General features: G+C 70.2%; 23 protein-coding genes. 14 read left to right on the top strand and 9 right to left on the bottom strand.

The annotated features are described in order from the left end of the window. Nucleotides 1–100: 100 nt before the first annotated feature. A complete protein-coding gene (locus ABD345_RS25910; protein ID WP_037600979.1) occupies nucleotides 101–574 on the bottom strand; it encodes an NUDIX domain-containing protein in 474 nt (157 codons plus the stop codon). A gap of 27 nt (nucleotides 575–601) precedes the next feature. Further along, the gene (locus ABD345_RS25905; protein ID WP_037600977.1) at nucleotides 602–1819 is read right to left on the bottom strand and encodes a helix-turn-helix domain-containing protein; all 1218 of its coding nucleotides are present in this window, start codon (nucleotides 1817–1819) and stop codon (nucleotides 602–604) included. A 144-nt stretch (nucleotides 1820–1963) separates the two neighbouring features. On the opposite strand from ABD345_RS25905, the gene ABD345_RS25900 reads away from it, so the two are divergent. The 11 genes from ABD345_RS25900 (at nucleotide 1964) to ABD345_RS25850 (ending at nucleotide 11920) form a co-directional block, all read left to right on the top strand. After that, nucleotides 1964–2521: an ATP-binding protein gene (locus ABD345_RS25900; protein WP_051942583.1), complete on the top strand. Its 558-nt coding sequence runs from the start codon at nucleotides 1964–1966 to the stop codon at nucleotides 2519–2521. A gap of 540 nt (nucleotides 2522–3061) precedes the next feature. After that, nucleotides 3062–4159, top strand: a complete 1098-nt coding sequence (locus ABD345_RS25895; protein ID WP_051942582.1) for a hypothetical protein — start codon at nucleotides 3062–3064, stop codon at nucleotides 4157–4159. Between the two features lie 29 nt (nucleotides 4160–4188). Then, entirely contained in the window at nucleotides 4189–6198 is a 2010-nt protein-coding gene (locus ABD345_RS25890) for a phosphoketolase family protein (RefSeq protein ID WP_344555107.1), read from the top strand. Next, nucleotides 6198–7247, top strand: coding sequence for an enolase C-terminal domain-like protein (locus ABD345_RS25885; protein WP_157596888.1), 1050 nt, complete (start codon nucleotides 6198–6200; stop codon nucleotides 7245–7247). The genes ABD345_RS25890 and ABD345_RS25885 overlap by 1 nt, the downstream gene beginning before the upstream one ends. Then, nucleotides 7244–7684, top strand: coding sequence for a hypothetical protein (locus ABD345_RS25880; protein WP_344555103.1), 441 nt, complete (start codon nucleotides 7244–7246; stop codon nucleotides 7682–7684). Before ABD345_RS25885 ends, ABD345_RS25880 begins: the two co-directional genes overlap by 4 nt. Further along, entirely contained in the window at nucleotides 7684–8346 is a 663-nt protein-coding gene (locus ABD345_RS25875) for an HAD family hydrolase (RefSeq protein WP_051942579.1), read from the top strand. The genes ABD345_RS25880 and ABD345_RS25875 overlap by 1 nt, the downstream gene beginning before the upstream one ends. Next, nucleotides 8343–9134, top strand: coding sequence for a methyltransferase domain-containing protein (locus ABD345_RS25870; protein ID WP_037600966.1), 792 nt, complete (start codon nucleotides 8343–8345; stop codon nucleotides 9132–9134). Before ABD345_RS25875 ends, ABD345_RS25870 begins: the two co-directional genes overlap by 4 nt. Further along, on the top strand, nucleotides 9131–9967 hold the full coding sequence (locus ABD345_RS25865) for a creatininase family protein (protein ID WP_084713125.1): 837 nt from the start codon (nucleotides 9131–9133) through the stop codon (nucleotides 9965–9967). Before ABD345_RS25870 ends, ABD345_RS25865 begins: the two co-directional genes overlap by 4 nt. Further along, nucleotides 9948–10712, top strand: a complete 765-nt coding sequence (locus tag ABD345_RS25860; protein ID WP_344555099.1) for a phytanoyl-CoA dioxygenase family protein — start codon at nucleotides 9948–9950, stop codon at nucleotides 10710–10712. The genes ABD345_RS25865 and ABD345_RS25860 overlap by 20 nt, the downstream gene beginning before the upstream one ends. 96 nt (nucleotides 10713–10808) lie before the next feature. After that, nucleotides 10809–11456, top strand: coding sequence for an L-threonylcarbamoyladenylate synthase (locus tag ABD345_RS25855; RefSeq protein WP_037602476.1), 648 nt, complete (start codon nucleotides 10809–10811; stop codon nucleotides 11454–11456). A gap of 53 nt (nucleotides 11457–11509) precedes the next feature. Then, nucleotides 11510–11920 carry an NUDIX hydrolase gene (locus ABD345_RS25850; RefSeq protein WP_037600962.1) on the top strand — a complete coding sequence of 137 codons (411 nt, stop codon included), beginning with the start codon at nucleotides 11510–11512 and terminating at the stop codon, nucleotides 11918–11920. Nucleotides 11921–11987: 67 nt separating this feature from the next. On the opposite strand, the gene ABD345_RS25845 is transcribed toward ABD345_RS25850, so the two are convergent. The 6 genes from ABD345_RS25845 to ABD345_RS25820 form a co-directional block, all read right to left on the bottom strand. Beyond that, entirely contained in the window at nucleotides 11988–12320 is a 333-nt protein-coding gene (locus ABD345_RS25845) for a hypothetical protein (protein WP_051942577.1), read from the bottom strand. A gap of 270 nt (nucleotides 12321–12590) precedes the next feature. Further along, the gene (locus ABD345_RS25840; protein ID WP_344555095.1) at nucleotides 12591–14351 is read right to left on the bottom strand and encodes a relaxase/mobilization nuclease domain-containing protein; all 1761 of its coding nucleotides are present in this window, start codon (nucleotides 14349–14351) and stop codon (nucleotides 12591–12593) included. Continuing rightward, nucleotides 14348–14929 (bottom strand): plasmid mobilization protein, encoded by a 582-nt coding sequence (locus ABD345_RS25835; RefSeq protein ID WP_051942576.1) that lies wholly within the window; start codon nucleotides 14927–14929, stop codon nucleotides 14348–14350. Before ABD345_RS25835 ends, ABD345_RS25840 begins: the two co-directional genes overlap by 4 nt. Before the next feature lie 449 nt (nucleotides 14930–15378). Beyond that, nucleotides 15379–16326: a DUF2637 domain-containing protein gene (locus tag ABD345_RS25830; protein WP_051942575.1), complete on the bottom strand. Its 948-nt coding sequence runs from the start codon at nucleotides 16324–16326 to the stop codon at nucleotides 15379–15381. Between the two features lie 107 nt (nucleotides 16327–16433). Continuing rightward, nucleotides 16434–17063 (bottom strand): ATP-binding protein, encoded by a 630-nt coding sequence (locus tag ABD345_RS25825; protein WP_051942807.1) that lies wholly within the window; start codon nucleotides 17061–17063, stop codon nucleotides 16434–16436. 80 nt (nucleotides 17064–17143) lie between these two features. Further along, entirely contained in the window at nucleotides 17144–18190 is a 1047-nt protein-coding gene (locus ABD345_RS25820) for a hypothetical protein (RefSeq protein WP_037600956.1), read from the bottom strand. A gap of 621 nt (nucleotides 18191–18811) precedes the next feature. Here ABD345_RS25820 and ABD345_RS25815 point away from each other — a divergent pair. The 3 genes from ABD345_RS25815 to ABD345_RS25805 all read left to right on the top strand — a co-directional run bounded on the left by ABD345_RS25815 (nucleotide 18812) and on the right by ABD345_RS25805 (nucleotide 21498). Next, nucleotides 18812–19444: a helix-turn-helix domain-containing protein gene (locus ABD345_RS25815; RefSeq protein ID WP_037600953.1), complete on the top strand. Its 633-nt coding sequence runs from the start codon at nucleotides 18812–18814 to the stop codon at nucleotides 19442–19444. A gap of 678 nt (nucleotides 19445–20122) precedes the next feature. After that, nucleotides 20123–20290 (top strand): helix-turn-helix domain-containing protein, encoded by a 168-nt coding sequence (locus ABD345_RS25810; RefSeq protein ID WP_037602464.1) that lies wholly within the window; start codon nucleotides 20123–20125, stop codon nucleotides 20288–20290. After that, nucleotides 20290–21498, top strand: coding sequence for a tyrosine-type recombinase/integrase (locus ABD345_RS25805; protein ID WP_037600951.1), 1209 nt, complete (start codon nucleotides 20290–20292; stop codon nucleotides 21496–21498). The genes ABD345_RS25810 and ABD345_RS25805 overlap by 1 nt, the downstream gene beginning before the upstream one ends. A gap of 93 nt (nucleotides 21499–21591) precedes the next feature. On the opposite strand, the gene ABD345_RS25800 is transcribed toward ABD345_RS25805, so the two are convergent. Then, nucleotides 21592–22452, bottom strand: an 861-nt coding sequence (locus ABD345_RS25800) for a Wadjet anti-phage system protein JetD domain-containing protein (protein ID WP_344555086.1), incomplete at its 5' end; no start/stop codon positions are given.

The following is a 22452-nucleotide window of genomic DNA, read 5'->3' as shown; positions in this document are numbered from 1 at the left end:
GGTGCGGGTCGGTAGCCAGGGCGCTCAAGAAGTGTTCGCCAGGAGAAGTCAGGCTGTTGGAGGCCGAGTTGGGCATTCTGAGGACGCCCCGGGCACCTGGTCAGAGGCGAGGCGTTCCGTGCTCCAGGTAGGAGGTCGCCGAGCGAGATCGGGCGTCAAGGCCGGCGTGGACCCGCCGGGCCAGACGAGGGATGAGGAGCTCGTCGATCTGGTCGGCGGTGTGGAAGGCGTACTCGCCGATCTCCACCCCGTCCAGGTTGATCTGAGCTCGCTCTTCTGCGGGGAGGATGCCCCCGTCGAAGACGAAGAGCAGCTTGTCGCCCTCGGTCGGGTGGGGTGCCCAGTCCGCGACGAGGAGGCGGCCGATGGGCGGGGTGATGCCGAGCTCCTCCTTGACCTCTCGGGCCGCGCCCTCGCTCGGGGTCTCGCCGGGGTGGAGGTAGCCGCCCGGGATCTCCCAGCCCGGCTTGTATGTGGGCTTCACCAGGAGCACGCGGTCAGCTTCGTCGAAGAACAGCACGCCGGCGGCGGTGCGCGGCTGGGCAACGGCCTCGGGTGCGTCGGAGTCGCTCATGCCATGACTGTAGCCGTCCCCGCCGGACTACCCCACGATGCGCAGCCGCTGGGCCACGCCCGCAAGCTGGTGGCTCGGCTTGCCGCGCTGCTGCCGGACCCAGGTGGTCACCAAGTGCCGTGGGATGAAGTGGTAGCGGACTTGTTCCGGGGCCAGTTCCTCGGCGTCCAGTACCAGGGCGAGTGCCTCGTCCATCCGGTTCTGCGCGCTGTAGGCGCGGGCCACTTCGAGGGTGTGCCGGACACGCCGCTCGAGCGGCAGGGTGGAGGAGTCCACGCGCGGCCCCTGGTCCGCGGCGACCTGGACATCGCCCAGTTCCATGGCCGTCGAGATGCGGTGGATGGCGACGTTGGTCGGCCCGAAGGCCGTCCACATGTGGTTGGCGTCGTGGCCGAGGCGCTGTGCGGCCTGGTCCGCCTCGGCGAGGAACGCGCTCACCGTGGCCCGGTCGTCGAGCCGGGCGGCGGTCACCGCGCCGACGAGGAAGAGCGTCCCGTAGATCGACAGGTAGGTCGGCGAGGCGTCGGCGAGGCCGCTCTCCAGATAGCCCGCCGAGTCCGCCACCAAGTCCCGCGCTGCGGTGAGGCGGCCGCTGGAAAGGAGGCAGTGGGAGACCGATCGGAACAGGGAACCGGTGACGACGAGGTCGCCCGACTCCTGCGCGGCAGCAAGACCGCGGTCGGCGGCCATCCAGGCGAGATCGGCTTCCCCTATCTTCGTCAGCACCATGGCCGCGCCCTGGTAGGCCATCGCGAGCAGGGCCTTGGCCTTCAGCTGCTCCTCGCCGTCGTAGGCACGGACAGCACGCTGGGCGTCGGAGAGGATCTCCGGGATGAGACGAGTGGCTCTGGCGTACCGGGCGTCCTGGTAGGCCGACCATGCGGATCCGACCTCCGCTCGCAGGATCTCCAAGTCGGGTGGCGGATCCGTGGACTCGGACGCCAGTAACGGCGACATGTGCTTGTAGTCCGTGAGTGCTTCGCGCAGTTTCGGCACTGCGCCGCCCCGGCCGTCGGTACTCCAGTCGATGAGGGACGGTTCGACCAGCAGGTCGCCCAGTTGGACGTCGAGCGCAGCGGCCAGCGCCTTGATTACCGAGAGCCGGTCGAGTTCGATGCGGCCGTTCTCGACCTTGCTCAGCCAGTCGGCGGTCCGCCCGACGAGGCCGGCCAATACCTCCTGCGGTATGCCTCGTCGGCGGCGGTACCAGGCGACGCGCTCCCCGATGGTCAGCGTCTCGGTCATCCCTCGCATGCCCCCAGCCTGGCGCTGCTTGGCTTCCTTACCCCGGAAGAATTTTCCGGGTTCCGCTGCATCCATCCTCCTAGCGTTCTGACGTGCCATCAAGCAGTGCTGATGAGCCGCCTGTTACGAGACGAGGAGGGGCACATGGCGATGGAACGTCGCGGCCGACAGGCCGCTGCACCCGCCCCGGAGGAGACGGTCACCCTCCACCCGGACTCTGAGCGTCCTCACACCCGTCAGGCACTGGGCAGCCTCGTCCTGGGCGACAGCAGCGTGCCCACGCGAAGCACACAGACCGAAGAAGTCCGGTGCGTCTCGGTGCAGATGAGGTTCGTCCTGTCCGCCCGTTCCGTGCCCTTGATCCGGACCTCGGTGAGGCGGATCGCTGACGCCTGGGGATTCGACGCCTTGCTGATCGACGATGCCGAGCTGATTGCTTCCGAACTCTCGGCCAACGTCGTGTTGCACAGTGACGCGGCGGGCTGCACTTGCTTCGATGTCCGCCTCGTTCCTTGCCCCTGCGGGCTGAGGATCGAGGTCTCGGACGGAAGCCCGCAGTTGCCCAGCGTCGAACACTCCAAGTCGACCTCGGAGCACGGCCGTGGGCTCTTCCTGGTCGAGGCGGTGTGCCGGCGCTGGGGCGTCGAGGAGGGTGGCAGCGGCAAGGTCGTCTGGGCCGAAGTCGGAGCTGATGCAGCGTGACCGCCCACCACGCGCCGCCGGCCCGACACCGGGGCGCGCACCACGACCCGTTGGGTGCCGCGCTCGCCTGGCTGTGGGCACTCGGACACCTGATCGTTCTGACGCTCCTCGGAGTCACGGCACACCACCAGCTCAGCGCTGATCACTCGGGCCCCGCCCTGGCGGCCGACCACGAGCCCGACCGCGAGCCACTACGTGAGCCCGCGGTCGAAACCGGGGCCTGACAACGATGCCAGGCCCGGCACCATCGCGCACCGCTGATCAGAAGGGAACACAGCCATGACGTTCACCAGCGTTCGCCTGGAGGCGCCGCAGCCTCCGCCGCCACCTCCCCCGCCGCCGCCGGCACCGCCGACCCCGCAGCCGCCCTACCCGGGGCGGTAGGCGGAAGAGAGACCGTGCGGGCCTGCCGGACGGAACCCGGCAGGCCCGCACGGGCTGATCCTCCCAGATAGCGGTGGGGAGGACGGCATGTCCAGCACGGCGCACAGGCGGACGACTCATCCCAGGCCGGGTCCAGACACCGACGGAGAACGGATCATGACGGCAGTCCTTGGAGACTCATCAACAGCAGCGCTCACCCTCCCGCACGTCGAACGCCTGGCGGACCGCTTCGGCGTGCCGGTCGAGGACGCACTACTCATGGCGATCAACCTATTCGGCATTTCCTCCGTCCACGCCCGCCACCGGGCCCGAGTCGCAGTGCGCATGGCCACCCGGCCCGAGGTCTCGTGGATGGTGATCGTCCCGCTCAACGCCGAGGCATCGCCGTTCAGGCTGGAGGGCGACGACCTCATGCTGGCCGGCAGCCCGATCGCCACCGTCGAGCGGGTCGCCGCCGACGAGGCGGTCGGCGGGTACTTCCGGGATGACGGTCGCGCCGCCACGCTCAACCCCAACGCCCGCAGCCGCTGCGTGGGGTGCGCGTTCTGCCCGAACACGCTGGAGGCGGCAGCAGACCCCCGGCTCGCCGAGGAACGGGAGCTGACCGAGTTGCTCGCCACCATGGTCGAACAGCACCCCCACCGGGACCTGACCGAACTACGCGAAGTCACCGTGTCGACCGGCTGTTTCGAGCGCGAGCGGGCTGCCGTCGACCACCTGATCGGACTGCGTCAGGTGCTCAGCGCCCACGGAATCGGCGCCCGGATCGGCTTCCTCACCTCGGTGATCCGGAGCGCCAGCGCTTTCGAGGAACTGGCCCAGCGCGTGACGCCGTTCGTGCTCCGGCTGACCGCCGAGTGCTTCAGCCGGCGGGACCTGCTGCTCAAGGCCAGCAAGGCGGTGCTGACGGCCGAGGAGATGCCCGAGGTCCTCCGGCGGGCGATGGCGGCCGGTCATGCCACGTCGTTCACCTACATAGTCGGTCTGGACAGCCTCGCGGAACTCAGCGACGGGGTGTCCAAGTTGATGCCGTTCGTCACCGAGTTCCCGAACTTCCAGGTCTACCAGGCGCACAACTCGATCATGGCTGGCCTGCGGGCCGGTGGGTCGGACTCACTGGAGTTCTACCTTCGAGCGCGTCGCGAGATCGAGCGGATCGTGAGCCCGATCGGGCTCCGTCCGGCAGCCTGGGAGTGCTACCGGCCGCTGTGGTACTTCACCTTCGACGGCGAGAGCCTGGTGCCCCCGTGCTGAGCCGGGCTGATGCGCTCTGGAGGGCCGCCGTGTACGTGTCGGTGGTGCTCCTGCACCTCGATAAGAACGTTCTCCTGGCGGAGCCCTTGCGAGCCCACCACATCAAGCGCCGGCCGGCGGGCCACTGGGGAACGGTGCCAGGGACTGCGTGGGCCCTTGCCCACACGGCGCTCGCAACGGGGGAGGCGGCTCCTGACCGGACGCTCGTCCCCGTGCTTGGCGCCGGCCATGCGGGTGTGGTGCAGCTGGCCTTCGCGTGGTTGTCGGGAGAGCTCGCCTCTGTACGTCCGCAGTACTCCCGGGACGCTGCGGGCCTGGCGCGTCTGGCCCACGACTTTCCGGAGGTGGACGGCCTGGGGTCAGAGGTTCATCCCCTGCTCACAGCGGGGACGGCTCCCGGGGGCTGTCTCGGTGGCGCCTTGGCGTTCGGCCACGGGCTCGCACTGGACGCGCCTGACCGCGTCGTTCTCCCGATCATCGGGGACGGCGAGTGCGAAACGCCCACCACGGCGGCCTCCTGGCTCGCGGCACGGGCGTTGCCCGCGAGTGCGGTGGTCCCGATCGTCCACGTCAACGGCTTCCGCATGGGCGACCGGTCCCTGCTGGGAGCGATGACGGACGGGGAAGTCGCCGGATACGCGGCCGGGCTGGGCTGGCAGAGCCGCGTGGTGCACGTGTCCGCTGCCTCCCGCGAAGAGCATGAGTCCTTCCGGCAGGCTCTCCTGGAGTCCGTGGGGCAGGCCGTGGACGGTGTGCGCGCCGCCGTCTTCCTGCGGTGCGTGAAGGGCTGGAGCGGGCCAGAGCGGATTGGTGAACGGCCCGTACTCGGCACACCTGGCGCCCACAAGACACCGCTCGGCCTGGCACACGAAGACGGCCGCCAGCGAGAGCTCCTGGGGAAGTGGCTCGCCTCGTACCGGCCGGCAGAGTTGTTCGACACCGACGGGCGCCCGACCGGAGAGCTGGCCGGCGCACTCGAAACGGCAGGGCGGCGCCCGGCAGCCCCGCTCTCTCAGCCGACCGCGATCCAGCCCGTATCCCGTCGGGCCCGGGGTGGCGACGACTTCGGGCACGCCGTGAGCCAAGTTCTTCGCAACCACGCCGTCGCAGGGGGTTTCCGCCTCTTCAGCCCTGACGAGCTCGCCTCGAACCGCCTCGGTGCGCTTCAGGATGAGCCGTGGGTGTCCGAGGTCCTGGCGGAGGAGGTCCTGCTGGGATGGCTGTGCGGCTGGCTCGCCGGTGGCCGACGCGGTGTCCTGGTGTCCTACGAGGCTTTCGCGCCGCTCCTGACCTCCGGAGTCGTCGGCCACCTCAAGCACCGCCGGCTCACCGCCGGAGCCCCCGCACCGAGTCTCAACCTGCTGCTGACCTCGTACGGGTGGCACAACGTCTACACGCACGGCGATCCTTCCCTGGCGACTGCTCTGCTGGCCACATGCGATCCGGTCGTGCGGGTGCTGACCCCGGCGGACCCTGCGAGGGCGGCCCTCGTTCTGGACGAGGCGCTGGGGTCGACCGGCCGCGTCAACGTGGTGGTCGCCGGCAAGCATGCGACGACACGGCAGCCGGACGAGACCATCGAGCAGGAACTGGCACGGGGCTTGGCGGTCTGGCCCCACCTGAGCGATCAAGGCGAGCCCGAGCTCACCATCCTGGTTGCAGGCGATCTTCCTGCGGAGGCCACCACAGCGGCGGTTCCCGTGATCCGAGCCCAGTTGGGCTGCCGGATCCGCGTCGTGGGCGTACTGGACCTGACGGTCCTCGGAGATCCGCAGATCTGGCCAAGGGGTCTGTCGGCGGCCGAGACAGCGACGTACCTCGGCGAGAACGCTGCGGTCCTCGTGGCCACGCTGGGCCATCCGGCTGCCGTCTGGGGACTGCTCGCCGGACGGCTCGGCCGTCCCGTCGAAGTCATCGGCTGGCGCGAGCCCCCTGGGCCGATGCCCCAGGCAGCGCTCGCTGGTGAACTCGGCCTCGACCCGGCTGGTCTGCTCCAGGCCGCCTGCAAGCTGACCGCCTCGCGGAAGGTGGCGTGCTGATGGACGTCACTATCGACAAGGTCGAAACTATGCTGGTCGGAGCAGGCGCCGCTGCCGGGGACGACACCGTCTTCGTCACCGTGCACGGCGGTGGTCAGACAGGTTGGTACGGCCCAGTCAGCGAGCCCGTCGGCCGCGCTGTCGACGTGCTGTCCCACGCTGCGATCGGTCACCTCGTGACCGACCACGACGGCCACCGAGCACGACTGCAGGTCGCGGCCGGCGGACTGGTCGGCAGCGTGGCCGAGTGGGCCGTCGGAGCAGTGGACTGTGCTCTGTGGGATCTCCACGGACGTCTGGCCGATCAGCCAGTGGCCGACCTGTTGGCCCCGGCAGCGAGCCGCACGTCCGTACCGGCGTACGCCTCGTGGCTCCGCCTTGATCTCAGCGGCCCTCCCGCGCCGGGTGCCCTGACCCAAGTCGCCGACGAGGGCTGGGCCTTCACCAAGTGGGGTCTCCGGCGACGACCGGATTCCACCACCGCCACCGAAGCGAGTCACCTTCTCCAGTCCGTGGACCGGGCAGCCGAGATCCTCGGCAACGGCTTCGCCGTCGACGCGGTCGGAACGTGGAGTCCCGAGCTCGCCGCTGCGTTCGCGAAGCGATTCGACAATCCGGCACTCACCTGGCTGGAAGACCCCTTGCCGGAGCACTACCTGCGGATCTACCACCGCCTTGCCAATGCCGGCCTGCCCGTGGCCGTAGGGGAGCGACTGCGGCCGGACGAGGACCTGCCCATGCTGTTCGACCAGGTGAGGCCGAAGGCGCTCACCATCGACGTCGTCGGGTGTGGCGGGCTCACCCGAGCTGTCGAGATCGTTGCGGCGGCTCGCAAGGTCGGCATCCCCGTCTACCCCCACGGCCGTTCGATGGTGCCGGGGATCCACCTGGCGGCGGCCTTCCCCGACGCCGTACCTGCCGTCGAGTACCGCCGTCAGTGGGAGCCCCGCCGCCAGACCCTCTACGCCGAACCCTGGACACCCGAGCACGGCCATCTCCCCTCGCCCCGAACCCCCGGCCTCGGCACCCAACCACGGAGACCCCAATGACCCGGAGCAGCGAGAGCCTTCCCGTCCGTGGCACAACCCGGCACGACGAACAGGGCCCCCTCCTCGTGCTCGACCACCGCCTCGATGGCCACGACACCTTCCTGTCCGGCGAACTCGACCTCGGCGATGGGCGCGCGCCAGTGCGCATCATCAGCCTCGACGACGTCACCGTCCTGCGGCCGATGCATCGGGTGCCGGTGCCAGCGCCCGTCTGGTCGGGCATGCTTCACCTGCCGCACGGGCTGCGTCCGCGCACCATCCCGACGGACCTTGCGGAGGCGGCCCAGAGGCACGGACGCGACCTGGACGCGCTCGATCAGGCAGAGACGCGGTATGCGCTCACCTTCCTCGGAGAGGCCACAACGGAGTCGATCCGTACGGCGCGTATCGAGGCGATCGTCTCCGCCTTGCCCGTCACCGGAATGGAGACCGCCTGATGGAGCCCGTCCGATCGCTGATCAGCCTCGACATCGGAGGCACGCTGGGGAACGCGCAGGGACCAGGTCTCGCCGCCCACCTGGCCGCCGCCTCGCCGCTCGGCCCGAAGCAAGCCCGACGCATCATGCGCGACGTCCTGCACACCGCGCCCGAGATCACCGATGCGGTGGTCGACCGGGTGTGCCGTGCCCTGAGCATCGAGCCCTCGGCCTTCCCCCGAGACCTTCCGGTGACGCCGCTCGTGCTGTTCCCGGGGACGGTCGATGCGCTGCAGGAACTCAGCCGGGAGGCGACCGTCGTGACCCTGTCGAACGTCACATGCACGGAGGCCGACCCCGAGCGACTCCTCAAGCTCCTGTCCCCTTGGGTCAGTGGCCACTTCCCCTCGTGCCGTACCGGCTACGCCAAGCCGGACCGCCGGGCCTTCTGGGCGGTCGCCGACTCGCACCAGGTGTCGCCCTCGCAGATCATCCACGTCGGCGACGACTGGGAGTGCGACATTCGAGGAGCCACGGACGCAGGACTGCGCGCCGTGTGGGTGTCCCACGGGCGTACGGTTCCTGACGAAACGTCACTCGTTGGACATGGCGTGCTGGTGGCCAACGATCTCGCTGATGCTGTGCAGCACGTACGTCATCTACTCGCACGGAGGCTTCCATGAGCTTGTTCACCGGCACCGTCGGCTACTACCGCCAGTACCGCCCGGGTATCCCGGAGGAGGTCGCCGCTGTCCTGGACCAGGCCGCACCGAAGAGCAGCCCTCGCCGGCTCCTGGACGTCGGCACCGGCACCGGCCTGGTTGCCGAGGCCCTGCTGGACCGGTTCGACGACATCATCGCGATCGACAACGACGCCGAGATGCTCGCGGCGGCGGAGTCGGCTCTCCGCCCCGCGCTGCCGGACGGGACCGCCCTGGCATTCGTCGAGTCCACGGCCGAGGACTTCACGCCTCCGACGGGCTGGCTCGCCGACCTCGTCACGATCTGCCGGGCCTTCCACTGGCTCGACCAGGCCACCGTCCTCTCACTCCTCGACGACCAGGTCGCGCCGGACGGCGCGGTCGCGATCTTCGGGGACAACAGCTTCTGGGCCGCGGACAGCCCCTGGAAGCAGTCCGTGCGTGCGGTCGTCCAGGAGTTCCTCGGAGAGGAACGCCGGGCCGGCAGCAGCACCTTCAAGCACCACAACCGGCCCTACAGCGAAATCATGGAGGAATCCCCGTTCAACCAGGTCGAAGAGGTCCGGGTGCCGGTCCAGCGCACCTGGACCACCGAGGGCATCCTCGGCTATCTCTACTCGACCAGCTTCGCCGCACCCCACCTCTTCGGCGATCGACTCGCCGAGTTCGAGACCGCCGTCCGGGCCGCCCTCGCCGAGCACAGCAGCGACGACACGTTCCTCGAGGACAACGAGTTCCTCATCCGGATCGGCCGCCGGAGCAAGACGTGACGCCAGCCGCAGCGACGGCTCGGCAGTACGGTCGGCTTGCCGCCCCGGACGTCGCTGCCGAGCTCGGTGCCGGATCTGTGCTGTGCCTGCCGATCGGCTCCGTCGAACAGCACGGCCCCCACCTGCCGTTGAACACGGACACGGTCATCGCGGAGCAGTTCACCACTCGGCTGGTCGAGCGCTACGGCGACCACCACGACCTGTGGGCGCTGCCGGCGATCCCGTACGGCCTGTCGCTGGAACACATCTGGTCGCCCGGGACGGTCTCGCTCCGGGTGGCGAGCTTCATGTCGCTGCTCGATGCGGTGGTCGGCGGCTACGTCCGATCCACCCCTGCCCGGACCCTCCTGATCGTCAACGGCCACGGCGGCAACCGCGGCGTCCTGGAGGCCGCACTCTACGAGTTGCAGGACCGGTACGCGCTCGCCGCCTGTGTGATCCACCCGAGTTCGCTGTCGGCCTTCCGAAACGAGGGCGAGCTGCCGGAGATCCACGCCGGCCACCGCGAGACCTCGCTCATGCTCGCCCTCGCTCCCGAGGACGTCCGTCTCGACCGTTTCCCCGTGGACTTCAGTGCCGACGGAGGGCGGCGCAGGGAGATCGACCGTCGGGTGCTCGACCGTGGGGCGACGTGGCCGTGGAACTCCGGTGACAGCGCCATCGCGGCCTGCGGGGTGATCGGCGGCGACCCGCGAGCAGCATCCCCCGACGTCGGCCACGCGATCGTCGAGAGCGCCCTGGACTCGGCTGCCGGAGTCCTCACCCAGCTTCTCCCTCACCGCCCGCAGCGGCCCGCCTTCGTCAGGAGTTCCCATGGCCCTCACCCCTGCTGAGAAGAGCGCCTTCATACGTGACGGCCTGCTCATCAAGCGCGGCGCCGTTGGCTCCGATCTCGTCGCTCGCGCTCGTGCGCTCGTCGACGACTGGCTCCGAGAGTCGATGGACCCTGCCCTCATCCACTCCTACACCCAGCGCACCTTCGCCCCTGAACTCGGCGGCCACCCCGATCTGCTGGGCCTCTTCTCCAGCTCCGGGGCAGCCGCTCTCGCCGGTGCGCTGCTCGGAGACTTCCTGCCCGTCTCAACCACGCAGATCCAGGTCCGCATCCCCGAGTCGCAGCTCCCCGAGTCGCAACCCGAGAAGGCGATGCACGTCGACGGCGTCGCCTGCCCCCACCTCGATCCCGACGAACTGCGGACCTTCTCGCTCCTCGTCGGCGTAGTGCTCTCCGACATCACGGACCCGACCGGCGGAGCGTTGCGCTACCAGTCCGGCGGACACCTGACCATGTCCGAGTGGTTCCGCGACCAGTGGTCCCTCGGCATCACCGACCAGGTCCCCCCGGACGTCGACGCCCGGACCGGCACACCGTTCCTCGGGGCACCCGGAGACGTCCTGCTCATGCACCACCTCGTGCCGCACGCTGTGGGCCGCAACCTCAGCCGCGAACCCCGGACCATGGCGTACTACCGCGTGTCGCACGTCGCCCATGCCGAACACCGACTCCAGTCACTGCGGGACCCATGGCTGGACTACCCGGGTCTCGCCGGGCTGCACCAGGCCGCGGCGTCCTCGTAGGAACCTCCCGCAGCGCCCCCGTGCACGACAGCCGCTGGAAGCACTACTGCCGAGCCAGACCTGATCCAACTCGCCGATCTTGAAAGCGGAGTGTTCATGCAGCAGATCCCAACCGACCAGCTCGACCGAGCCGCCAGCGCCCTCGAAGCCGGCGAGCTGGTCATCGTCCCCACCTCGCGGTGGTACATGATCTGTGCCGACGCCACCAACGCGCCCGCCTGCCGGAGCATCTTCGAAGGCAAGCGGCGGCCCGCCGCCAAGTCCCTCGTCCTCGTCACCCCGTCCCTGGCGGACTGCGAACAACGCTTCGTGATCTCCGACGAGGCCCGCAGGCTGGCGGAGGCATTCTGGCCGGGCGATCTGGCCCTCCTCCTGCCGTGGCGTGACGCCGACGAGGGCGCTCGGCACTCTGCCGTCGGTACTCCGGCCCTCGTCACCAACTCCCCGGGCCCACTCGGGATGCTGGCCTCGCTGACCCGCACGCCCATCGCCGCGACCACTGTCAACATCTCCGGGGATGCGGGCATCGACGCGCGCGGGCCAGCGATCTCGCCCGAGGAGGTCGCCGACTTCCTGAGCCTCACGGGCGTCAAGGCGACCGTGATCCTGGACGGCGGTGTCTGCCCGGCCGCCAACCACCTGACGATCATCGACTGCTCGACCGCTGACGCACGCCTCGTCCGGGCCGGGCTCGTTCACGAACGCGCGGTCGAAGCGGTACTCGGACGCGAGATCCTTTCCTGAAAGGAGCCACCGATGCTCCGATCTCGGCGCCACCTCTCGCGGAAGGAGTAGGCGTGACGCAGACGTCCGACAGGGTGCCCGGTATCGCCGCTGCGATCGTGGTTCACAAGGGCCGCGTGCTGATGGTGCGGCGCCTGGTCAGCGAGGGGGAGCTGTCCTGGCAGTTCCCGGCCGGCAAGATCGAGGCCGGGGAGACGCCGTTGCAGGCCGCCGTCCGTGAGACCCGGGAGGAAACGGGCCTGAGCGTGGTAGCCGTCAGGCTCCTGGGCGACCGTATCCACCCGAAGACCGGGCGGCGGCTGTTCTACGTAGCCTGCGCGGCCCAGACCGGGGAGGCGCAGGTAGCGGCTCCCGACGAAGTAGCCGAGCTTGCCTGGGTCTCTCCTGCTGAGATCCCCGCGTACGTGCCCTACGGGATCTTCGAGCCCGTGCAGGCATACCTGGACGGCGCGTCCCTCGGTTGATCTCGCCGCCGGACATGCTCGCCGCGGGGGCGCCACCGGTTCGGTGGCGTCCCCGCACCAGTTCGGCCTACTCGTTCCAGATCGCTCCGGCCATCATCCCGTCGAAGGCGAGGGCTCTCATGGCGGTGTCGAAGTCGTCCCACTCGTGCTCGGGTTCGGTGTAGTGCTCGTCGAAGTCGGCGCGGGTGAGGTCGGGCTCGCGCCATTCGTGGGCGCAGCGGCAGCGGACGAAGATCTGGTCGTGGACGGCGAGGAGGAGCCAGTCGCGGCGGGCGCCGCAGCCGGTGCAGGTGATGCTGAAGCCGCGCGGGTTGAGCTCGGCGGGGTGCGGGACGGCGCGGATGACGGCACGCGCGGGTTCGGGGGTGGGGTTGTAGAAGTCGTGGTCGTAGTCGGTCATGCGGTCCCTTCGGGTTGGCAGCGGGGCAGCAAGGGACCATACGACGTGCGCTGTCGGAATGGATCCCTCCCAGCGAGAAGGACATCGAATCGACACCGTCACCTTGCTACAGGTCAGTTGTGGCGCTCCGGCCACGCCGGATTCCTCGCGGCGGTCCGCTTCGTTGGCTGGTCCTGCTTTCGCCAGCGGCTGGCGGGTGACGTCCGTGCTGGGCGGGATTGGGGGGGTGGTGGGCGGGTGCGGAGGCTCCGTACCCGCCCACCTGGGTGGTCAGCGCGTTCGGCGCACCTGGTCGGGTGCGACCGGCGTCGGCGGTGTGATGGCCGTGGTAGCCGGTGTGCCGTTGGTGCGGTTGGTCGTGCGGGCGCGGGCTGCCCTGGTGCGCAGTTCGTCGGGGGTGGCGGCCGGTGCGGGGGCGGGGAGGTTGGCGTCGCGGCGGATGCGCCAGGTGAGGACGGCGGCGGGTGAGTCGGCGGTGGCGAGTTCGCGGCGCCCGGCGGCGTTGGTGAGCAGGGTGGCCGGGTTGTGGCCGGCGGCTTCGGCCTGGGCGAGGGTGGCGGCGAGGGCTGCCCAGTTCTCCTCGGCGAGGAGGCGGGTGGCCTGGTCGGCGGGCAGGGTGCGGCGGACGGCGTCGGCCTGCCGGTCGTGGTCGGGCTTTGGGAGGAGTCGGCCTTCGAGGGTGAGGTGGGCGATCGGCTTGGCCGCGTGCCGGGTGTAGGCGGCGCGAAGGTGGTCGGCCGCCGTGCGGGCGGCGTCGGCCTGGTGGCGGTGGCCTTGGGCGGCGTGCCACTTGGCGATCATGATGGCGAGCAGGACGAGGCTGGTCAGGGCCGTGGCGGCAGCCGTGCCGTCCTCGCCCCGGCCGGTGGCGGGTCCGGCGTAGAGGAGTTCGCGGGCGGCGGAGCGCATCGCGCGCAGGTCGGCACCGGCGGCGCGGGTGTGGGCGGTGCGGGTGTACTCCAGGGCCCGTGCTGCCTGGTGGAGTTCCTTCCTGCTGAGGGTTGGGCTGGTGGCGGCGAGCGTGTCGAGGACTTCGAGGCCGCCTCGGATTACTGCCTCCGCGCGGGCGGCGTCCTGGTCGTCCTCGAAGGCCGGGTAGGCGCGTTCGATGGTGGTGCTGGCCCGGTGGCGGCCGTCAGCGGGCCAGGTGCGGGGGTCGGGCGTGGGGAAGGCGGGTTCGTCGACGCCGAGCGCGAAGCGGGCCTGGATCTTCGGCTGGGTGAGGTCGGAGGCGAGCTTGCTGCCGGAGAACCAGATCGGCGCGCTCTCGTCGCCGGTGGGGAGGGCGAACTTGTAGCCGGTCACGTCGCCGGACGGCGCGCGGCGCACGGCAAGGAGCACACCCTTGGCAGCGAGCCGGGCAGTGAACTCCTCCTCGTCCGCGCCCCCGGCCAGGGCCTGGCGTACGGCGGTTCGCAGCCGGTCGCGGTCGGTGCCTTCCCGGCCGAGGCGCTGGGCCTTGTGCAACTCCGCGCCCTTGGCGCGCTTGGGGATCGCGTCCCGGTATTCGCGGGTGCGGGTGTCGGAGAGGTTCTTGAGCCCGTACTCGCGTTCGATCTTCGTGAGTTCGGTCTCGACGCGGTACTGGTCACCGCGCAGGCGGGCCTGCGTGAGGTCCGCCCGCACAACGGTCGCGAGGATGTGGATGTGGTCGTCGGCGTGGCGCACGGCGATCCAGCGGCAGCCGTTCCGGTCGCCGTCCGGTGCGATCCCGGAGGCGGCCACGATCCGGCGGGCGATGGTGCCCCACTCCTCGTCGCTGAGGATGCGGTCGGTCGGGTCCGCCCGCACGGGCCGGTGGTAGACGTGCTGGGTGACCGGCTTGCCGTAGCGGACCACGTGCAGGTCGAGCGCGTCGCGCAGCTGGACGAGGATGGCATCGGGGTCGCCCGGGTCGCGGCCGGGATCGGGCGCGAAGCCGCCCCAGGAAGCGACGATATGCGCATCGGTGTGCTCGTTGGCCTTGCCTGGACCGAAGAGGTACTTGAGCGCGCCGTGCGTCTTGGACCCGCGTATGGGCTTGCTGATCATCGGTGCTTCGCCTTCGCCAGGCGCATGGCCGACGAGTCGACCTCCGCGACGGCCGCCCGGACCTCGACGACCAGGGCCAGGGCCCTGTCGAGGACGGCTGCCGCAGGGCCCGGTTCGACGCCGATGCCGGCGTTGAGCCGGTAGGCGATCTGGTTAGCGTTGTTGCCGACCGGCGCCAGCTGGCCGCGTGCCGCGTCGAGCGCCACGATGGCCCGCTCCAGACGCTCGTCGCGGGTGGTGATGCCGACGAAGTCATCGGCCAGAGCCCGGCGCTCCAGGTAGGCGGCAACGTTCAGTTCGGCTGCGGCGGCCAACTGCTCGATACGCGCCTTCTGGGCTTCGGTGCAGCGGAAGCCGACCTTCTTCGGCAAGGGGTTATCGGGGTCACGGCGGCGACGCTTCGGGGCGCGCTGTGCGCGGCGGGCGGCGCTCGCGGAAGGGCTGGCAACGGGGGGCGTCAGCACGTCGGCGGCGTCGGCGGCGGGCTCGGACGGCGTGTCGGTGGGCTTCTCCTGCTTCGCCGCGCCCTCGCGGTGAAGCTCCGGTGCTGCCGCCCTCGGCAGCACCGGCCCGTCCACGCCCTCCTGGGCGGGGACGTCCGCGTACGGGGCCCCGTAGGGGCCCCGTACGCACTCGCTTGCTCCGCCAGGGGCAGGGAGGCGGTCAACTCCGGTGCGGTCCTGGGAGCTTACAGGCTTCCCGAGCAGGCTGTGCAGGGTTCGTCGGACGGCGTTCACGCGTGTCGTTCCTCGGTGGCGGCTGGCGATTCGGGCTGGTGGGAGTACGGGTGGGCAGTGTCCGGGTGGTTGCCGGTTTGGCCGCGCCGGAGTTCGCAGGTATGGGCGACGTGTCAGGCGCGGCCTTCCCGGGACCGACTGCCGCATGGGACTGGTGTCCGCGGTGCGAGTCGAGTCCGGCCGGGTGCAGTGACCGGGCGGAGGTGGCCTTCTGCTGAGTGCGGCCGTGGGTCGGCAGAAGTCGGTGTCCGGCTGACCGACCGGGCCGGACAACCGGACACCAGGACCGGTCAGCCGACCTCGGGGTGCGGAGGGTTCTGTTCGTCGGGTTGCTCCTCGCGGAGCTTTCGCATCAGCTCGGTGAGGCGGGTACTGCCGAGCGGAAGGCCGGCTTCGCGCACGGCCTTTTCGACGATCGCGCGGGTGAGACGGCCCTCAGCGGCGACCGCCGCGCGGCCCACCTCCAGCAGCCGCTCCATCGGCGCGCCCGGCGGACGCCCGATCGGCTTGCTCTCCGCCCCGGCGGCGCCTTCGGCGGCTTCGGCCCGGGTGTCCGGGGCATCGGCCGGTCGGTCGTCGGCTTCTGCCGGTTCGGGATCGGGCAGCGCGTCGCGCCACTCTGCGGGCAGAAGTCCAGCTGCGGACATGAGCGTCAGGAGCGCGTTCTCGTCGCTGCGGTCCTCCGCCCGTTCCGGCTGGAACTCCGGCTCGGGGTCGGCGGTCACCAGGTCGGCAGAAGTCTCGGTGTGCGGAAGGGCGTTCTGCTCAGCGGGACCGGTTGGGGTGTCGTGGCCGTGGCGGGCGATGAGGATGTAGAGGTGGACGGCGCCGCCGAGGGCGAGCGGGGCGAGGGTGGACAGAACACCGACGACGGTGTCGGTGAGCCTCAGCCCGCTGCCGGTGGTGGGCAGTTGGTTGAGGCGGACGGCGTGCAGGGCGTTGGCCCAGACGCTGGTGGCGGTCGCTCCGGCGAAGAGCGTCCAGGCGTAGGCGCGGGCGGGCCAGCGGGCCTCGCGTAGGACGAGCAGGGCTCGGACGCCGTAGGCGATGAAGCCGTCGATGATGATCGGGAAGAGGTAGGTGAGCGGTCCGCGCACGTGGGTCGCGCCGGCCATCTGCCGCAGGGCGTCGTAGGACAGGACGAAGCCGAGGACGCCGAGCAGGGCGACGGCGAGGCGGTCCCAGAGGGTGACCCGGACGGTCGGAGTGTGGGCAGGGGGTATTGCGATGCTGGTCAACGGTGGTGCTCCAGGGGTGGCCTCGCCGCAGGCGGGCGTGCCGAAGCGGCAAGGCGGTGGTGGGGTTCAGTTCGGGGAGGCCGGGGTGCGCGGGGAACCGGCGCCGGTCAGGCTGCGCTTCGCCTGCGGCGGTCGGCGCCGGTGAGAATCGCGCGTTCGCACATCTCCGCGAGGCGGGAGGCGGTGCGGTCGCCGAGGGCGTTCTTGATGTCGCCGGGCGCCAGGTTGGTGGTGAAGATCGTCGGGAGCAGGTGCTCGTAGCGGTGGTCGACCAGCCGCAGCGTGAGCTCCTCGGTCCACTCGGACGCCTTGGCGGCGCCGAGGTCGTCGAGGACCAGCAGCGAGCAGGCCATCAGATCGCGCATCTCCCGCTCGAGGTCCGCGCCCTGGCGGGGCCGCTGGGAGGCGTACAGCTCGGTGGCGGTGAGCTTGGTCCAGCGCAGACGCACACCGGCCTTCAGCAGGCTGCGGATTGCGCCGTACGCCTGGTGGGTCTTGCCCGAGCCGGTGGGTCCGGCGATCAGGAGCGAGGGCCCCTGGGCGATGCCCGGGGTGCCGCCGGGGCCGGGTCGGCAGGCCAGGGTGACCTGCTGGACCCAGGTGGTGACCTCCGGGTGGTCGGCTTCGGCGAGGCGGTAGCGCGGGGGGATGCGGCGGTCGGCGAGCTCCAGCGCCGTGGAGGGCTGGTCGGCGTCGGCCAGTGGCCGGTCAGGGTCGATGCCCTTGGCGGCCAGCATCCGCTCCAGGCGCAGGACAGCGCCGGAGGCCGGCTGCGGGTCGCGACGCTCGTCCGCGCGGCGGGGGTTGGGCAGGCTGGTCACAGGTCCCCCTCGTAGTAGTCGCGGGCGTCGGCCGGGTTGGCGAAGGGCCGGTACGGGGACCGGGCAGCGCTCTGCCCGGCGTGGGAGGGCGCGGCGGGCTGGGCGTTGATCGCCTCGTGGACCATGCTCGGCAGCACGCTCGGGCTCATCGGCTTCGCCGCGTACAGCCGCAGCCCGGCACGGATGTCGTCGTCGCCGGTGCCGCCGTCGAGCAGCTCCTTGATGACCTTGCCGAGGTGCCCCCGCACCTTGGCCGGTACCGGCTTCGGGCAGCCGGCGACGTACTCGGCCACCAGGTCGCCCGCGTTCACTGACGGCTTGCCGGTGGGCACGGCGACCAGGACCGGGCCGACCCGGTCAGGTGCTGCCGACGAGGGTGCCGGGATGGGCGCGGCGAAGCCGCCCCCTTCAGGGGTAGATCCATGGTCCAAGGTCCATGGTCCAGGCACGACGTTCTCCAGAGCCCTCCGAAGGGACTCCGGACAAGCCGTCTGACCTGCACTTTCGCTCGGATCTGCCACATTGGGCACTGGCCGGGCCGCTGCGGGGGTGGGATCGACGTCGGCCGAGAAGGGCCGTTGGGCGGGGACGGTCTCCGCGAGCGCCGCGAGCGGTTCCGGAAGGCTCCGGAAGTTCTCCGGAGCCGGGCGCGCGCAGCCCTTGCCCTTGGCCTTGCACTTTCCGCACCAGCCCGCGGGCTCGTGGACGGGGCAGGCGGGCAGGCGCGAGGGGGTGGGGTGGGAGATCTTCTGGTGCTCGTGCCACTTGGTGGCGTGCAGGTACTGGCGCCCGTCGCAGCCGGTGTACCGGCAGATGAGGCCGGTCTCGGCGAGTTGGCGAAGCTCGTCCTCGGTGTCGAGCGCGGTGTGCTCGGGCCGCAGCGACCACAGGGCGCCGTTGAGGACGGCCGCGTTGTCGCGGTGGCGTCCCTCGTCGTCGGCCTGGGTGAGCAGGCAGACGAACGTGCGCTCGGCGGTCAGGGAGACCGAGGCGAGGTCTTCGGAGACGGGGTACTCGGGCTTGATGGTGCGGATGCGCGCCATGGCCTACCACCCCGCCTTCGGGGAGAAGGCGTGCGAGACAAGGCGTGCGCTGGCGGCACGCGGCGTCGTACGCTTGGGCACGGAGATTCCTTCCCCGGTGACATTTCGGACGGCAATCCGGTCACCGCGGTCGATCGTCGTGGATGGGCGGTTAGGGGATCCGTGGAGGCCCTCGGTGTTGGTAGCACCGAGGGCCTCGGTGTAGGTGGGTGGCCTCTTCGGTGAGGCCGCAGCAGATCTGGTCAACTGCCAGCCGCGCAGAGGATGTTGAAGCGACCGTCCGCTTGGCGGCGCGAGCTCGACACTATGTCGAGCCCCCTCGAAGATCCAACGCGAAGTGGCCCCATCCGCTCACGGCAGACAGGGCGGTCCGCCCGGTGTCGCGAGGCTGCTCGACACGGTCTCCCGGCAGCGCTTGGGCGCGAGCCCGCTCGGCTACGCGCCGGCGCGACGGAAGGCGCCACCGCGCGAAGGTCTGGGGAACTCGGCTTCGGCTTGCAACACAGCAGGCCGGTCTTCCTGTGTAGTCATGGGATCACCTCGTCCGGCAGGTCAGGAGTCGATGCCCCAATCCCTACCACGGACTTGCGGCGACACACAATCGGAGCTAATTTTGCATCCATGACACAGACCGACTGGCCGTCCAAGGTGACAGCCCGCGTCGCCGATGCTCTTCGAGCTCGGCGCAAGGAGCTCGGCCTGAGCGCCCAGGACGTCACCGACGCTTGCGCCGCGCTCGGGTACCCGATCCCACGCACTGTGATCGCCAACCTCGAGAGCGGCCGGCGGGCGAGTGTCGATGTGGCCGAGCTTCTCGTCCTTGCAGAGGTCCTCGGCGTGCCCCCGATCACCATGCTCTTCCCCCTCGGCACCGCGCCCACCATCGAGGTGCTGCCGGGGCGGGAAGTGTCGATGTGGGACGCGGTGGCCTGGGTGACTGGTGAGTCGCGGGAGGAGGCGATGAAGGCGCCCACGCAGACCGTGCTCAACATGTTCCGCGAACACGGCATCCTCGTCTCGGTCGCGATGCTCAGCCGCGAGCTGGGCGAGGAGAAGCGCCGCGAGGCGGCCCTGGCCAGAGATCCCGAGCACCGGGCGAAGTTCCTCGACATGGTCGCCGAGCTCGACAGGATTCACGCACGAGACATCCAGTCGCTCCGCAACTGGCGTGCTCGCATGCGCGAACTGGAGGTCGTGCCCCCCGCGCTGCCTGATGAATTCGCCTACCTGGAGTCCTCGGAGACCGCCCAGTAACGAGCCCGTTCCGGGCCGACCGCCCGAGCACCCCTCGGCCGTCGCCGTGCCATTTGGTGCGGCCGGAATCCAGAGCTACTGTCACACCCCACTGCGGCTACCAACCGCGTGAAACGCCCATCCACGACGATCAACCACGGTGCCGGGTTGCCGCCCACCAACCACCGGGGAAGGAACCGCGTGCTGTCCACGCGTCGCCATGCCGTCGGCCAGACTGCCACTGGCCCGGCGCAGGCCGAGGTCATCCTCGGCCGTCTCGCCGTACCTGCCATGCCCGCCGCGAGTGCGGCCCTCAGACCGATCTGACGGTCCATCCACGCTGTCGCCGGTGACCACTTCCCGGTGCTGCCTTCGGGCCGACAGCTTCTTCCCAGTCACCCGCCGCCCCGCATCGGGCCGGTCGGGACTTCTCTCCTGTTCCCGGCAGAGGCGTCCAGTCGCCAAACCTTCGCCCCTGCCGGGCCAGATCCCTCCGCACCTGGGCGCTCGCGCGCCCGCCAACTGAAGGGTCCTGTCCCTAGCATGGCACTCTCGATCGTTGCTTCGCCGAAGGTCTCAGCGCCGCCGTCGCTCACCTCCGCCGAAGCCGCTGGCTCGCTCGGCGGTCCGGTCCTCGTCTCGGTACCTGTCGCCGCTCCGGCCGGCGCGGCCGACCCCACGGCCCCGCACGAGCAGCTCCTGCTCACCATCCCGGACGTCATGGCCCAGCTCCAGCTCGGCCGCTCCACCGTCTACGACCTCATCCGCACCCGCCGTCTGCCCTCGGTGACCATCGGCCGTTCCCGCCGCGTCCCGGTTGCCGCCGTGCGTACGTTCGTCGCCGAGCTCGCGGAGGTGGCGGCCTGATGGCCAAGCGCAACCCCAACGGCGCGGGCAGCATCACCCTTCGCAAGGACGGCCGCTACCACGGCCGCGCGTACGTGATCACCACCTCCGGCCTCCGCAAGCGGGTCTCCATCTACGGCAAGACCTGGGACGAGGTCCACAACGCCCTCGTCGAGCTGCAGGCCGACGCTATCAACGGCATCCCGCTGCCCGACACCGACTCCAACGTCGGCCAGTACCTCAACTACTGGCTCGCCGAGGAGGTCCTGCCCAACCGCCGGCCCAAGACCTACCAGGGCTACGAGAGCGTGGTCCGCGTCCACCTCATACCCGGCCTCGGCACCAAGCGGCTGCGCGACCTGCGGGCCCAGGAGGTCCGGGTCTGGCTGAACCGGGTGCGCGCCGAGTGCCAGTGCTGCAAGGGCGGCTGGGACGCGCAGCGGCCCAAGCCGATCTGCTGTGCCGCAGGTGAGTGCTGCAAGCGGCTGCTGTCCGCGCGGATGATCCAGTCCGTGCACGCCGTGCTCCGCAACGCGCTGGAGCATGCCGTCCGAGAGGAGCTGATCCACAAGAACGTGGCCAAGCTCGTGAAGGTCCCCACGCCCGACTATCGGATCGGAAAGGGCCTGACCACCGCTCAGGCCAAGCTTGTGCTCAAGGAGCTGAGCGGCCACCGCCTGCACACCCTCTACGTGTTCGCGCTGATGCTCGGCATGCGCCGGGGCGAGCTGCTCGGTCTGCGCTGGAGTTCGGTCGACCTGGAGCGCGGCACCCTCACGGTGAGCACCAACCTCCAGCGGGTCGACGGCGAGCTGCGACTCGTCCTGCCCAAGACGCTGTCCTCCGAGCGCACCCTGCCGCTGCCCGCGCCGGTCCTCGCCGCCCTGGTGGACCACCGGGAGCGTCAGGCCGTCGAGCGCGCCGCCGCCGGCATGGACTGGCAGGAGAACGACCTCGTCTTCCCGTCCCGGATCGGCACCCCGTACGAGCCGGACAACCTGCGCCGCAGCTGGCACGCGGTCCGCGGTCGCCTGGGCCTGGACGACCTCCGCTTCCACGACCTCCGCCACACCTGCATCACCCTGCTGCTCGACCTCGGCGTGCCCCCGCACATCGTTCGGGAGATCGCCGGCCACAGCGACGTCGGCGTGACCATGAAGGTCTACGCGCACGCCTCCCTCGCCGAGCGCCTCAAGGCCCTGAGCCGCCTCGGGGAGGCGCTCTCCTAGACATACCCTGTGCCCGGCAGGACCCGTCAGCAGACGGGTCCTGCCGGGCACAGGTCGGTCACGACCACTCCGGTGCAGGTCGGAGCGACTCCGTCACGGCCCCGCAAGAGCCCGTTCGACAGTGCTGATCGGGATGCGCTCCTGTTCGAGGCGAAGGCGCGGCTGGTAGGTGCCCATTCGCAGATCCCGTTCCAGTTCGCTCTCGTCCGGCGTGAGATGGTCGGGCGTTTCGATGGTCTGGGTCTTCTCCTCGCCCCAGTGCGACTTGTGGGTCAACAGAGTGCTCCGATCCATGAGTAGCGATCGGGTGTGCGGGAAATGGCGGCGGACCTGGCTCAGGATGGCGAAGCCGTGCGTGTCGATGTCCCCCCAGTACCTGAGATCGACGTCGGCAAGCCACGGCAGATGGCGCAGGAGTGTGGCGGCGTAGCCGGAGCCGAGGATGGCGATGGCATTCGGCACGGGAGGAAGCGACAGGTAGGTGATCTCGTTTTCGAGCACGAAGACGCGGCGGACGCCGGAGGGCTGGGCGGTCAGCTCATCGGCCCGAACGATGAGTTCGCTGAATGGGCCCGGCTGGTCGGCTAGGTAGCGCAGCCGTACATAGACGGGCTTGCTGAGGAAGCCGTAGCGCGCGGCGAAATCCGTCCTTGGCGCGTCGGCATTGATCCGGCTCGCGGGCAGGACGACGTCGAGGATCTCGCTGAGGAGCCCCTTGTTGGTCTCGATGAACTTGGTGTCGACGCCCGGGATGTCGATCTGCCGCAAGTAGATCGGGTTGGTGACGTGGTCGCGGATCCAGCAGACAGTGTCGACGACGCGCTGCCAGTGGGCATGGGCTTGGAGGACCTTCATGGGATGAGAAGCGATTCCCAAACCGAAGGTAGGGTCACGTTTTCGCAGGTGAGGTGTGTGGCCGTCGCTCGGTAGGCATGCTCGGACCGTCATGTCGGT

Source organism: Kitasatospora saccharophila, from assembly GCF_039529925.1.
Classification (GTDB): Bacteria; Actinomycetota; Actinomycetes; order Streptomycetales; family Streptomycetaceae; genus Kitasatospora; species Kitasatospora saccharophila.
The sequence above is the reverse complement of the archived record's forward strand: the minus strand, read 5'-3'. Positions and strand labels throughout refer to the sequence as shown.

Bases quoted from the DNA above. Each gene is read 5' to 3' on its own strand.
- ABD345_RS25805 (WP_037600951.1), top strand. From the start codon at position 20,290: ATGGCCAAGCGCAACCCCAACGGCGCGGGCAGCATCACCCTTCGCAAG.
- ABD345_RS25870 (WP_037600966.1), top strand. From the start codon at position 8,343: ATGAGCTTGTTCACCGGCACCGTCGGCTACTACCGCCAGTACCGCCCG.
- ABD345_RS25900 (WP_051942583.1), top strand. From the start codon at position 1,964: ATGGCGATGGAACGTCGCGGCCGACAGGCCGCTGCACCCGCCCCGGAG.
- ABD345_RS25860 (WP_344555099.1), top strand. From the start codon at position 9,948: ATGGCCCTCACCCCTGCTGAGAAGAGCGCCTTCATACGTGACGGCCTG.
- ABD345_RS25885 (WP_157596888.1), top strand. From the start codon at position 6,198: ATGGACGTCACTATCGACAAGGTCGAAACTATGCTGGTCGGAGCAGGC.
- ABD345_RS25895 (WP_051942582.1), top strand. From the start codon at position 3,062: ATGACGGCAGTCCTTGGAGACTCATCAACAGCAGCGCTCACCCTCCCG.
- ABD345_RS25910 (WP_037600979.1), bottom strand. From the start codon at position 574: ATGAGCGACTCCGACGCACCCGAGGCCGTTGCCCAGCCGCGCACCGCC.
- ABD345_RS25825 (WP_051942807.1), bottom strand. From the start codon at position 17,063: ATGCTGGCCGCCAAGGGCATCGACCCTGACCGGCCACTGGCCGACGCC.
- ABD345_RS25845 (WP_051942577.1), bottom strand. From the start codon at position 12,320: ATGACCGACTACGACCACGACTTCTACAACCCCACCCCCGAACCCGCG.
- ABD345_RS25820 (WP_037600956.1), bottom strand. From the start codon at position 18,190: ATGGCGCGCATCCGCACCATCAAGCCCGAGTACCCCGTCTCCGAAGAC.
- ABD345_RS25905 (WP_037600977.1), bottom strand. From the start codon at position 1,819: ATGACCGAGACGCTGACCATCGGGGAGCGCGTCGCCTGGTACCGCCGC.
- ABD345_RS25815 (WP_037600953.1), top strand. From the start codon at position 18,812: ATGACACAGACCGACTGGCCGTCCAAGGTGACAGCCCGCGTCGCCGAT.
- ABD345_RS25880 (WP_344555103.1), top strand. From the start codon at position 7,244: ATGACCCGGAGCAGCGAGAGCCTTCCCGTCCGTGGCACAACCCGGCAC.
- ABD345_RS25855 (WP_037602476.1), top strand. From the start codon at position 10,809: ATGCAGCAGATCCCAACCGACCAGCTCGACCGAGCCGCCAGCGCCCTC.
- ABD345_RS25875 (WP_051942579.1), top strand. From the start codon at position 7,684: ATGGAGCCCGTCCGATCGCTGATCAGCCTCGACATCGGAGGCACGCTG.
- ABD345_RS25840 (WP_344555095.1), bottom strand. From the start codon at position 14,351: ATGATCAGCAAGCCCATACGCGGGTCCAAGACGCACGGCGCGCTCAAG.